This is a genomic window from Kitasatospora sp. NPDC053308, from assembly GCF_055585785.1.
Window position 1 is genome coordinate 59460 of the sequence record NZ_JBVJJY010000017.1, and the last position, 11788, is coordinate 71247.

Sequence of the window (11788 nt, forward strand, 5' to 3'; positions counted from 1 at the left end):
ATCATGGCGTGCCGTCCCACCCCCACGCCTGGCCCGCCGACCGCTGGAACACCCGACCGGTCAAGGCCCGCGTGCTGGCGGTGGCCCGCACCCTCACCTCCGCCACCCGGGTCCTGGACGTCCTCGCCCTGCTGAACCCCGACGGCATCGCCCGCTACTTCACCGTCAACCCCGGCTCCGCCTTCGCCGACCGCGCCCTGGACGACTACCTGCGCGGACTGCCCGGCTTCACCCTGCTGGACTGGGAGGACGCCGTCCGGCACCGCTTCGACCTGGCCGTCGCCTGCGCCGTCCACTCCTCCATGCACCGCCTGGACGCCCGGCTCGTCGTCCTCCCGCACGGCGCCGGCTACAACCGGCTGGTCACCGAGTCCACCGGCGACACGGTCAGCGCCGCCGGCCTCTCCCGCAACGAACTCACCCACCAGGGACGGGTCTTCGTCGACGTCCTCGGCCTCTCCCACCCCGAGCAGCTGGACCGCCTGCGGGTCTCCTGCCCCGAGGCCCTGGACGTCGCCCGGGTGGTCGGCGACCCCTGCTTCGACCGGATGCTGCGCAGCCGGCGCTCCCGCGACGCCTACCGCGCCGCGCTCGGCGCCGTCGACGGCCGACGGCTCGTCGTCGTCGACTCCACCTGGAGCGAGCACTCGTTATTCGGCCGCCACCCCGACCTGCCGCAGCGACTGGTCCGCCGGCTGCCCGCCGACGAGTACACCGTGGCCGTCGTGCTGCACCCCAACATCTGGAGCCGGCACGACCCGGCGGCCCTGCTCGACGACGCCCGACGGATGGGCCTGCGACTCATCCCGCCCCACCGGGGCTGGCAGGCCGCGCTCGTCGCCGCCGACGTCATGATCGGCGACCACGGCTCGGTCTCCGTCTACGGCGCCGCGCTGGAGCGCCCCACGATGATCGTCGCCACCGGCGCCGCCGAACTCGACCCCGGGTCCCCCGGCTACGCCTTCGGCCAGAGCGCGCCCGTGCTCGACCCCGGCGGCGACCTCGCCGCCCAGCTCGAACACGCCCTCACCCGGGGCCCGTCCGACCAGGCCGACCTGACCGACGTCACCCACCGCTCGCTCGCCCACCGCGGCGAATCCGCGCGGCTGCTGCGCCCGTTGCTCTACTCCTTCCTCGACGGCCTCGACGAACCCGCCCACGAACCCGCCCTGCCGCCCTACCCGAAGCCCGCGCCCGACCCCGGGGACAGCGACGGGCCCACCGCGTACGACGTCGAGGGCCAGAGCGACGGCACCGAGGTCAGCCTGCGCCGCTACCCCGTCCCCCTCCACGGCCACAGCCCGCGCGGCTTCCACGCCCTCACCGACGACCACCCCGACGACACCCTGCGGTACACCGCCGAAGTCCTCGCCCGCACCGAGCCGCACGCCGAACACCCCGCCGTCGACTGGCTCGCCGACACCGCCCTCGAACTGCCGGGCCTCGCCGTCGCGGTGGCCGCCCTCGGCCCCGCCCTGCACCTTCTCCGGCTGCACGGCGGGCTGCTGCTCGAAGCCCGCGCCGAACGGGACTTCGGGCGCCCCGACCCCAGCCTCGACCCGCTGCTGCTCGGCTCCGCCGTCGCCTGCTGGCTCGCCGACGGCGGCGACCCGGCCGGCCTGCCCGAGCACGGCCTCACCGTCCGCACCGGCCGGCACCGCACCCGGGTGTCCTTCACCGCCGCTCCGCGGACGGCGGCTGGTCGGGCCCGGACGACCGGCTAGCCGGCCAGCTCCCGCAGCCGGGCCCGGCTGCGCTCGGCCAACTCCGGGTCGTCCAGCTCCCCGGCGAGGGAGACCAGCAGGGTGTGCGCCTGGGCCTCCTTGGCGGGCTGGCTCCGTGCCTTCGCCCTCCGGACGCAGTCCTCGGCCTGCGCGACCGCGGGAAGGAGCTGCCCCAGGGCCCGGTGGGCCCGGGCGGTCACCAGCGGCAGCTTCATCAGCATGTCCTCGTCCCCGGTGGCCCCGGCCTGCGCGGCGGCCCCGGCCAGCACGGTCAGCGCCTCGTCGGGGCGGCCGTCGGCGATCAGTGCCTGCGCCATGTTGTAGCTCTGCACGATCTCGCCGTGCGGGTCGCCCCTGTTATCCTCCAGGGCCAGCGCGAACCGCTCCACCGCCCGGCCGGGACGGCCGTCGGCCAGACAGAGCAGGCCGTCCGTCTCGTGCAGCACACCCGCCACCTGACGCCTGGTCACCAGCGGCAGCTGCTCCGCCGCCAGCGCCAACTGCTCGGCGGCGAGCGGGTACTCCTCTCGCTCGTAGTGCGCGCGGGCCAGCTGGTTGCGCATCCGCACCACGGCGTCCGGCTGGTTGTCCCAGTGCGCCGACTCGACGCCGAGCCGGTGGGTGGCGATCCAGTCCTGGTAGAGCTTGCGACCGTGGTACAGCGGCCAGAGCGACTCGCACAGCCGCCACACCTCGCCGTGCCAGCCCTGCTCGGCCGCCGCCTCCACCACGGCGCGCAGGTTGGCCCGTTCGGCGTGCAGCCACTCCAACGCGGCCGCGCCGGACGGGAATCCCGGCAGCCCGTCGCCACTCGGGTCCTGCAAGCGCAGCCGGGGCCCCATCGCCCGGTCCGCCACCGAGGCCCGGCCCCGGAAGTACGCCACCACCCGGGCGAGCAGTTCGACCCGGTCCGGCCGTTCCCGGACCCGGCCGTAGGCGTGCAGCCGCACCACGTCGTGGGCGCGGAAGCGCTTCTCGGAGGCGTCGTCGTCCACCACCTCGTCCACCAGGTGGGTGGCGCGGAGCTCCGCCAGCACCCGCGCGGCCCGGTCGATGCCCGCCGCCTGCGCGAGTCCGACCGACAGGAACGGGCCGGGGTGCACGCCGATCAGGTGGTAGAGCGCCTTGCCCGGGGCCGGCAGCCGCTCGTACACCGCGTCGTAGCTGGGGCCGAGGTCACCGTCCGCATCGTTCAGCACGGCCAACCGTCCCTCCCGGTCGTGGAGTTCGGCCACCACCTCGCCGATCGGCAGGTTCTCGTGGTCCAGCAGCCGACTGCCCACCACGCTCAGCGCGAGCGGCAGACCGCCGCACAGCTCGACCAGTGCCGAGAGCTCCTCCGCGGTGCCGCGCTCGGAGCCCGGCCAGGTCCGCACCAGCTCGGCGCCGGACTCCGGGTTCAGTGGCCCGAGCTGCCGCACCTCGGCGCCGTCCATCCGCAGGGCGGGCAGCCTCCGCCGACTCGCGACCACCACCAGTCCCCCGGAGGGGAGCAGCGCCCGGACCTCGGCGGCGTGCTCGACGTTGTCCAGGAAGAACAGGCACCGGCGCCCGGCGGTGACCGTACGGAACCTGGTGAACCGCTCGGCCTCCACGGCCGGCGGCTCGGTGCCCAGGGCGCGCAGGAAGCCCGCCAGCAGCTCCGGCAGGTCCACCCCGCCCTGGTGCCGGTAGGCCCGGAGGTCCGCGTAGAGGTCCCCGTCCGGGAAGCGCGCCCGGTGCTCCTCGGTGAACCGGGCGATCAGCTCGGTCTTCCCGACCCCGCCGAGGCCGGTGAACACCACCACACCGAGCTCACCCGCCTCGACCCGGCCCAGGGCGGCGGTCAACGCGGCGAGTTCCGGCTCGCGGTTGACGAACGGGCCGTGCGGGCGCCGGATCTGATGCGGTCTCGGCGGCCTCTCGGGCTGGTGGAAGTGCACCGAGCCGATGTGCTGCGCCTGCACCAGGTGGCCGCCCACCGTGGTGCCTGACACGGTGTTGGCCACGTCCCGCCGATCCATCAGCCTGCTCCCTCCGGCCGGTCGGCCCCAGCCTACGGGCTGCGGACCGGCCCGGCGGACGGAATCCGCGCCTCAGGCCGCCTGGCAGGTCGGGCACCAGAAGAGGTTGCGCGCGGCGTGCTCCTCCGTCCGGACGTCCGTGCCGCAGACCAGGCAGGGCATGGCCGCCCGCCGGTACACGTACACCTCACCGCCGTGGTCGTCGACCCGGGGCGGACGGCCCATCGCCTCGGGGGTGTGCTCGGGACGGACGGTGTCGATCCGGCCGGCCGCGACGCCCTCGTGCATCAGCGCGACCAGGTCGGACCAGATCGCGTCCCATTCCTTCCGGGTGAGGTCGCGCCCGGCCCGGTGCGGGGCGATGCCGTGGCGGAACAGCACCTCGGCCCGGTAGACGTTGCCGACCCCGGCCAGCACCTTCTGGTCCATCAGCAGCGCGGCGACGGTGCTGCGGCTGCCCGCGATCCGGCGCCAGGCGGCCTCCGGGTCCGCGTCCGCGCGCAGCGGGTCGGGGCCGAGCCGGGCCGCGACGGCGGCCTTCTGGGCGTCGGTGACGAGCGCGCAGGTGTTGGGACCGCGCAGGTCGGCGTAGCCGTCCTCGCCCTCCAGCCGCAGTCGGACCAGCCCGACCGGCTCGGGCGCCGGCCCGGTGCCGAACGTGAAGGCGCCGTAGAGGCCGAGGTGGACGTGCACCCAGGCGCCCTCCTCGAAGCCCAGGAAGAGGTGCTTGCCGGTCGCCTCGGCGCCGGTGAGCAGCTGCCCGTCGATCACCTTGGCCTCGTCGGCGAACCGGCCCTGCGGGCTGGACACCCGGACCGGACGGCCGCCGAAGGCCTTCCGGTGCTCGACGGCGAGGCGGTGGATGATGTGGCCTTCCGGCACGGGCGTCAGCTCCCCCGGTGGTTCGACTGGACGGGCCGCCGCAGGGGCCCGAGGACACCTCCATCATCGCAGCCCGCGCCGACACCGCCCTGGGCCCGACCGGTCAGCGGACGGGCATGCCCATCAGCCGGGCCAGGATCACCCGGTCCAGCTCGGCGGCCGTCCCGGCCACGTCCAGGGAGGAGTTGTCGATGATCGGCAGCCCGGAGTTGTACCAGCCGGCCATCCGCCCGTGGATCCGCGCCACCTCCTCGTCCCCGAGGCGCCGGTTGCCGCTGCGCCGGGCGTTGCGGCGCAGCACCGAGTCCAGGCTGGGCAGCAGCACGACCGGGATCATCCCGGGGCCGATGTGCCGCTTCCAGCCGCCGAGGCCGATCGCCGGGCGGTCCGGGAAGACGGCGTCGTCGATGATGCAGGAGATGCCGTTGGCCAGGTAGTTGCGGCAGGCGAAGCCGCAGGTGCGGCGGGCCAGCCGGTACTGCGCCTCGGAGGCGTTGTTCCAGCCGGACTGCGGGTTGGCGAAGCCGGACTGCACCCATTCCCGGACGTCGTCCAGGCTGATGTGCGCGGTCGGGGTGGGCCGCCGCTCGGCCCAGTAGCGGGCGACGGTGGTCTTGCCGGCCCCGGCCGGGCCGATCAGCAGGACGGCGATCGGCCCGGTGGGCGCGTGCTGCTGCGGGTGGGCGGGCAGTTGGACGGGCATCCCGGACGGCAGCACGAAGTGCCCGGTGCCGCCCGCGGGCACCGGCGCGCCGGCCACCGGGGCGGGCGCCTGGACCGCGGCCGGAGCCGGCGCGGGTCCGGCGGCGGGCACGGGAGCGGACGCGGGAGCCGGGGCGGGCCCACGAGCCGGGCCGGGCGCGGACGCGGGAGGCGGCGCGGGCCGAACCGGCGGAGGAGGAGGCGGCGGAACCGGCGCCCCCGACGGGGACGCTCCCGCACCGCCCGCCGGCGGCACCGGCGGAGCGGCGGGACGCGGCGGGACCTGCCCACCTCCGGCGTACTGCGTCACGGCACCTCCCGACACTTCTCAGCGGGGACACTACACGGCGGCCCGGCGGCGGGCCCAGTCCGCCGCCGGGCCGTGCGCCGGGCCCGACCGGTCGTCAGCGCGTGGCGAGCTGCTCGGCCAGCGCGCGCAGCGCCAGTTCGTACGAGCCGAGCCCGAAACCGGCGATGGTGCCGGAGGCCACCGCGGCGATCACCGAGTTGTGCCGGAAGGCCTCCCGCGCGTACGGGTTGGAGATGTGCACCTCGATCAGCGGCGCGGTGCGCTGCGCGGCGGCGTCCCGCATCGCGTACGAGTAGTGGGTGAACGCGCCCGGGTTGATCACCACGGGCACCTGCCCGTCGGCCGCCTCGTGCAGCCATTCCACCATCTGCTGCTCGGAGTTGGTCTCGTGCACCTCGACCTCGAAGCCGAACTCCTCGCCCAGCGCGGTGCAGCGCTCCACCAGCCCGGCGTAGGAGGTGGCGCCGTAGACGTCCGGCTCCCGGCTGCCCAGCCGGCCCAGGTTGGGCCCGTTGAGCACCATCACCCTGGTCACGCCGAGACCTCCGCGTAGGCGGCGACCAGCAGGGACGGGTCGGGGCCTTCCAGGACGGAGGTCTTGCCGAGGCCGTCCAGCACGATGAAGCGGATCAGGTCCCCGCGCGACTTCTTGTCGATCTTCATCGCGTCCAGCAACTTCGGCCAGGCGTCCGCCCGGTAGCTCAGCGGCAGGCCGACCGAGGCCAGCACGGTGCGGTGCCGGTCGGCCGTCTCGTCGTCCAACCGGCCCGCCAGGCGGCCCAGTTCGGCGGCGAAGACCATGCCGATGGAGATCGCGGCGCCGTGCCGCCACTTGTACCGCTCGTTGCGCTCGATGGCGTGGCCGAGGGTGTGGCCGTAGTTGAGGATCTCGCGTTGGCCGGATTCCTTGAGGTCCCCGGAGACCACGTCGGCCTTGACCTGGATGGCGCGGCGGATCAGTTCGACGGTGTGCGGACCGGCCGGGGTCTTGGCGCCCTCGGGGTCGGCCTCGATCAGGTCGAGGATGGCCGGGTCGGCGATGAAGCCGCACTTGATGACCTCGGCGAGGCCGGAGACGTAGTCGTGCTTGGGCACGGTCTCCAGGGTGCCGAGGTCGGCCAGCACGCCCGCCGGCGGGTGGAAGGCGCCGACCATGTTCTTGCCCTCGGCGATGTTGATGCCGGTCTTGCCGCCGACGGCCGCGTCGACCATGCCGAGCAGCGTGGTGGGCATGGAGATCCAGCGCACCCCGCGCAGCCAGGTGGCGGCGACGAATCCGGCCAGGTCGGTGGTGGCACCGCCGCCGAGGCCGACGACGACGTCGCTGCGGGTGAAGCCGGTCTGCCCGAGCACCGACCAGCAGTACGCGGCGACCTCGGCGCTCTTGGCGTCCTCGGCGTTGGGCACCTGCAGCGCGATCGCCTCGTAGCCCTCGCCGGCCAGGTCCTCGCGGATGGCGTCGGCGGTGGCGGCCAGCGCCTCCGGGTGGATGATCGCGACCCGCTTGGCCCGGGTGCCGATCAGCGGGGCCAGCTCACCGAGCAGCTGGTGCCCGATCAGCACGTCGTACGGGTCGTGGCCGGCGCTGCCGCCGACGTGGATCCTGACGGTGGTGTCAGTCATGGGGGGTCTTCAGCTCCAGTGCTTCCAGTACGGCGTCCGCGACCTGCTCCGGGGTGCGCCCGGCGGTGTCGACCACGGCGGTGGCCACCTCCAGGTAGAGGGGGCGGCGGGCCTCCATCAGCTCGCGCCAGCGCGCCCGCGGGTTGACGGCCAGCAGCGGGCGGGGGGCGTCCAGGCCGACCCGCTTGACCGCGTCGGCCAACGGGACTTCCAGGAACACCACCGGCAGCTCGCGCAGCAGCTCGCGGGTGGGTCCGGCCATCACCGCGCCGCCGCCGAGCGCGAGCACCCCGTCGTGGCCGGTGGCGGCCGCGCGCACGGCCGCCGCCTCCAGCGCGCGGAAGTGCGGCTCGCCCTCGTCGATGAAGATCTCCGGGATGGGCTTGCCGGCGGTGGCCTCGATGTCGGCGTCGGTGTCCCGGAACCCGACGCCCAGGCGCTCGGCCAGGGCCCGCCCGACGGTGGACTTGCCACTGCCGGGCGGGCCGACCAGCACGACGACCGGCTCGGTCATCGGATGATCAGGTGGTCGAGGTAGCCCTGCACATTGCGCCGGGTCTCGGTGACGTTGTCGCCGCCGAACTTCTCGTTGACGGCGTCGGCCAGCACCAGGGCGACCATCGCCTCGGCGACGATGCCCGCGGCCGGCACGGCGCAGACGTCCGAGCGCTGGTGGTGCGCCTTGGCCGGCTCGCCGGTGCGCACGTCCAGGGTCTGCAGCGCCCGCGGCACGGTCGCGATCGGCTTCATCGCGGCGCGCACCCGCAGCACCTCGCCGGTGGACAGGCCGCCCTCGGTGCCGCCGGAGCGGCCGGAGGTGCGCTTGACGCCCTCGGGGGTCGGGACGATCTCGTCGTGCGCCTTGGAGCCCGGCACCCGGGCCAGGTCGAAGCCGTCGCCGACCTCGACGCCCTTGATCGCCTGGATGCCCATCAGCGCGGCGGCCAGCCGCGCGTCCAGCCGGCGGTCCCAGTGCACGTGCGAGCCGAGGCCCACCGGCACGCCGTACGCCAGCACCTCGACGACGCCGCCCAGGGTGTCGCCGTCCTTGTGGGCCTGGTCGATCTCGGCGACCATCGCCTTCGAGGCGTCCGCGTCCAGGCAGCGCACCGGGTCGGCGTCCAGCCGGGCCTCGTCCGAGGGCAGCGGCACCACACCGGCCGGCGCCTTGGCGGCGGCCAGCTCGACCACGTGGCTGACGATCTCGATCCCGGCGACCTCGCGGAGGTAGGCGCGGGCGACGGCGCCCAGCGCGACCCGGGCGGCGGTCTCGCGGGCGCTGGCGCGCTCCAGGATCGGCCGGGCCTCCTCGATCGAGTACTTCTGCATGCCGGCCAGGTCCGCGTGGCCGGGCCGGGGGCGGGTGAGCGCCTCGTTGCGGGCCAGGCCCGCCAGCACCTCGGGGTCGACCGGGTCGGCCGACATGACCTGCTCCCACTTCGGCCACTCGGTGTTGCCGACCATGATCGCGACCGGGCTACCCATGGTCACACCGTGCCGGACACCGCCGAGGAAGGTCACCTCGTCCTGCTCGAACTTCATCCGCGCCCCGCGGCCGTAACCGAGCCGGCGGCGCGCCAGCGCGTCGGCCACCACGGCGGTGGTGACCGGTACACCGGCGGGCAGGCCTTCCAGCGTCGCGACGAGTGCGGGGCCGTGCGACTCCCCCGCCGTCAGCCAGCGCAACGTACCCAACGGAGCTCCTTCATCAGCGGACCGGCCCACGGCACCGCCGCGGCCCGCCCGAGCGTGCCTTCTGCCTGAATCCTTTCATGACCCGGCGGCACCCGGGGCCCGGAGTCCGCGTGCCGGACGCGACCGACGGCAATCCGCCCGGTGGAAGGCCGGAGCCCGCCGGCCGGGCGTCCACATCGCGGACACCCGGCGGGCCACCGGAGGGCCGGGCGGTCCGCAAGCCGCCCGGGCGGCCCGGTTCAGCTCCCCGCGAGCGCCTGCTCCCCCGCCTCGCGCATCGCCGCGAGCGGCCCGGGCGCCCGCCCGGTGAAGGCCTCGCTCTGCAGCACCGCCTGGTGCACCAGCAGGTCCAGTCCGCCGAGGACGGTCGACCCGCGCTCGGCGCAGGCGGCGGCCAGCGCCGTCGGCCAGGGGTGGTACAGCACGTCGAACAGCGCCCCGGGCTCGGCCGGCAGCGCGCCCGCGAAGGCGTCCGTCGCCCCGACCGGCGTGGTGGAGACGGTGAGCGGCTGCGCCAGCGCCTCGGCCCCGCGCTCCCAGTCGGCGGTGCGCACCACCACGCCCAGCCGCTCGCCCAGCTCGGCCATCTCCCGGGCCCGTTCGGCGCTGCGCACGTAGACCGTCACCTCGCCGGTGCAGATCTGGGCCAGCGCGGCCAGCGCCGAGGAGGCGGTCGCCCCGGCGCCCAGCACGGCCGCCCCGGGCACCTCGGCGATCCCGCGCTCGCGCAGCGCGTTGACCAGGCCGGGGACGTCGGTGTTGTCCCCGGTGCGCCGCCCGTCGGCGGTGAACACCACGGTGTTCACCGCGTCCACCGAGCGGGCCGTCGCGCTGACCTCGTCCAGCAGCGGGATGATCGCCCGCTTCAACGGCATGGTCAGCGACAGCCCCGCCCACTCGGCCTCGTCCAGCCCGGCGACGAAACCGGGCAGCGCGGCCTCGTCGACCTCGAAGCGGTCGTAGCGCCAGCCGTCCAGCCCGAGCGCCGCGAAGGCGGCCCGGTGCAGGTCCGGCGAGAGCGAGTGGGCGATCGGCGAGCCGAGGACGGCCGCCCGGTGCTTGCTGGTCAACGCTGCCTCTCCACGAACTGCTGTACGGCCGGGGCTACTTGGTGGTGCAGTGGCCACGGGCCTCGTCAAAGCCCTGACCGGCCGCCTGGCAGTACTCCTTAACGTTGGCGTAGTGCTCCTTGCTCGTCTCGGCGAACCGGGTCTCGGTCGGGGACATCGCGATGAAGTACAGCCACTTGCCGTCCGCCGGGTGCAGCACCGCGTTCAGCGCGTCGTCGCCGGGGTTGGAGATCGGCGTCGGCGGCAGGCCCGGGTTGATGTAGGTGTTGTACTTGTTTGACGCGTCGTCCATGTCGCCCTTGTTGAGCTCCTTGCGGCCCAGCGAGTACTGCAGCGTGGTGTCCATGCCGAGCCGGTGGTTGATCTCGCCGCCGGCTGCCAGCCGGTTCTGGATGGTCTTGGCCATCTTCGCGAAGTCGGCCACGTTGTTGCCCTCGCGCTGGAGGATGCTCGCCTCGGTGATCACCTCGTACCCGGACTTCAGGCCGACCGAGGCAGCCTGGGAGTCCAGGTTGGCGTACTTGTCGACGGCGTTCTTCACCATCTGCTTGAGCAGGTCCTCGGGCTTCATGCCCTCGGAGATGTTGTAGCGGGTCGGCCAGAGGAAGCCCTCGATCTTGCCGTTGGCGTAGGCCGGCAGGCCGAGGTCGTTGATCTGGGCTTGGGCGACCCCGGCCGTGGTGCCCTTCTGCAGCTTGAGCTTGCTGTCGATCAGGGCGTAGATCTCGGTGGAGTTCTTGCCCTCGGGGATCACGATCGCCGCGCCGCCCGCCTGGGCGAGCAGGTCCTTGAGCGCGGCGGCGGCCGGCAGCTCCTTCTTCAGGACGTAGTAACCGGGCTGGACGCTGCCGCACTTGGGCTCGGCGTTACAGGCCTTGGTGAACGCGTCGACGCTCTTCACCACACCGGCGTTCTTCAGCGCCAGGCCGATCTGCCCGCCGACCGCGTCCTTCTTCACCTCGACCTGGACGGATCCGGTGCCCTCCCCGGTGAAGTCCGGCGGCGGCCCGAAGTGGTCCTGGTAGAAGCCGTAGCCCCACCAGCCGGCCCCGCCCACGGCGCCGAGCAGCACCAGCGCGACCAGCAGGCAGGCGCCGCCGTTGCGGCGGCCCGACTTCTTGCCCTTCTCCTTGCGCTTCTTCTTCGCCTCTCGGGACTCGTCCTGCTCGCCGAGGAAGCCGCCCGCCTCCGCGTGCTCCTCGACGTAACCGGCGTCGTCGTTCCGGCCGTCCTCCCGGCCGTCCCACTCGTCCGTCCCGCCCTCGCGGGCGTCGCCGACCGGGTCGGCACCGGCCTCCAGCGCGGCGGCCTCGGCCTCCCAGTCGATGCCGTCCGGCCCGGGCCCCGAAGCGGGCGCGGGGTCCGCCGCCTGGGCGGGGGCCTGCTGCGGCGCCGTCTGCTGCTGGGGCGGCACGGCCTGCTGCATCTGCTGCGGCATGCCCTGCTGCTGGGCCCCCGGGAATCCCTGCTGCTGGTATCCCTGGGACTGGCCCTGGGACTGGCCCTGGGACTGGCCCTGCGCCTGACCCTGGGAGTATCCCTGCGGGTGGCCCTGCTGCGGGTAGCCCTGCTGCGGCATCTGCTGCTGGGGGTAGCCCTGCTGCATCTGCTGCTGCGGGTACCCCTGCTGTGCCTGGCCCTGCGGCACGAAGCCCTGCTGACCGCCCGGGTACCCCTGCTGCTGGTATCCCTGCGGGTGGCCCTGCTGCGGGTAGCCCTGCTGCGGCATCTGCTGCTGGGGGTAGCCCTGCTGCATCTGCTGCTGCGGGTACCCCTGCT

10 protein-coding genes are annotated in these 11788 nt (G+C 74.3%); 1 reads left to right on the forward strand and 9 read right to left on the reverse strand.

The window, feature by feature from the left end:
* Nucleotides 1-8: 8 nt before the first annotated feature.
* Entirely contained in the window at nt 9-1724 is a 1716-nt protein-coding gene (locus ACZ6Y7_RS29710) for a hypothetical protein (protein ID WP_465761037.1), read from the forward strand.
* Here the strand turns inward: ACZ6Y7_RS29710 and ACZ6Y7_RS29715 are convergent.
* The 9 genes from ACZ6Y7_RS29715 to mltG form a co-directional block, all read right to left on the reverse strand.
* A complete protein-coding gene (locus ACZ6Y7_RS29715) occupies nt 1721-3727 on the reverse strand; it encodes an AAA family ATPase (RefSeq protein ID WP_465761038.1) in 2007 nt (668 codons plus the stop codon). The two genes, ACZ6Y7_RS29710 and ACZ6Y7_RS29715, sit on opposite strands and share 4 nt — an antisense overlap.
* Before the next feature lie 72 nt (nt 3728-3799).
* Nucleotides 3800-4609 carry an Fpg/Nei family DNA glycosylase gene (locus ACZ6Y7_RS29720; protein WP_465761039.1) on the reverse strand — a complete coding sequence of 270 codons (810 nt, stop codon included), beginning with the start codon at nt 4607-4609 and terminating at the stop codon, nt 3800-3802.
* A gap of 103 nt (nt 4610-4712) precedes the next feature.
* On the reverse strand, nt 4713-5621 hold the full coding sequence (locus ACZ6Y7_RS29725; protein WP_465761040.1) for an AAA family ATPase: 909 nt from the start codon (nt 5619-5621) through the stop codon (nt 4713-4715).
* A 94-nt stretch (nt 5622-5715) separates the two neighbouring features.
* Nucleotides 5716-6144: a type II 3-dehydroquinate dehydratase gene (gene aroQ, locus ACZ6Y7_RS29730; RefSeq protein WP_465761112.1), complete on the reverse strand. Its 429-nt coding sequence runs from the start codon at nt 6142-6144 to the stop codon at nt 5716-5718.
* An 8-nt stretch (nt 6145-6152) separates the two neighbouring features.
* Nucleotides 6153-7244 (reverse strand): 3-dehydroquinate synthase, encoded by a 1092-nt coding sequence (gene aroB, locus ACZ6Y7_RS29735; RefSeq protein WP_402216780.1) that lies wholly within the window; start codon nt 7242-7244, stop codon nt 6153-6155.
* Complete coding sequence (locus ACZ6Y7_RS29740; RefSeq protein ID WP_465761041.1) at nt 7237-7758, reverse strand: shikimate kinase; 522 nt, start codon at nt 7756-7758, stop codon at nt 7237-7239. Before ACZ6Y7_RS29740 ends, aroB begins: the two co-directional genes overlap by 8 nt.
* The gene (gene aroC / locus ACZ6Y7_RS29745) at nt 7755-8939 is read right to left on the reverse strand and encodes a chorismate synthase (RefSeq protein ID WP_465761042.1); all 1185 of its coding nucleotides are present in this window, start codon (nt 8937-8939) and stop codon (nt 7755-7757) included. The genes ACZ6Y7_RS29740 and aroC overlap by 4 nt, the downstream gene beginning before the upstream one ends.
* Before the next feature lie 239 nt (nt 8940-9178).
* Nucleotides 9179-10009 carry a shikimate dehydrogenase gene (locus ACZ6Y7_RS29750; protein ID WP_465761043.1) on the reverse strand — a complete coding sequence of 277 codons (831 nt, stop codon included), beginning with the start codon at nt 10007-10009 and terminating at the stop codon, nt 9179-9181.
* Between the two features lie 34 nt (nt 10010-10043).
* On the reverse strand, nt 10044-11788 hold a 1745-nt coding region (gene mltG, locus ACZ6Y7_RS29755), incomplete at its 5' end, for an endolytic transglycosylase MltG (protein WP_465761044.1).

Excerpts from the sequence above, each read along its gene's own strand:
- ACZ6Y7_RS29715 (WP_465761038.1), bottom strand. The coding sequence starts at position 3,727 with ATGGATCGGCGGGACGTGGCCAACACCGTGTCAGGCACCACGGTGGGC.
- aroQ (WP_465761112.1), bottom strand. The coding sequence starts at position 6,144 with ATGGTGCTCAACGGGCCCAACCTGGGCCGGCTGGGCAGCCGGGAGCCG.
- aroB (WP_402216780.1), bottom strand. The coding sequence starts at position 7,244 with ATGACTGACACCACCGTCAGGATCCACGTCGGCGGCAGCGCCGGCCAC.
- ACZ6Y7_RS29740 (WP_465761041.1), bottom strand. The coding sequence starts at position 7,758 with ATGACCGAGCCGGTCGTCGTGCTGGTCGGCCCGCCCGGCAGTGGCAAG.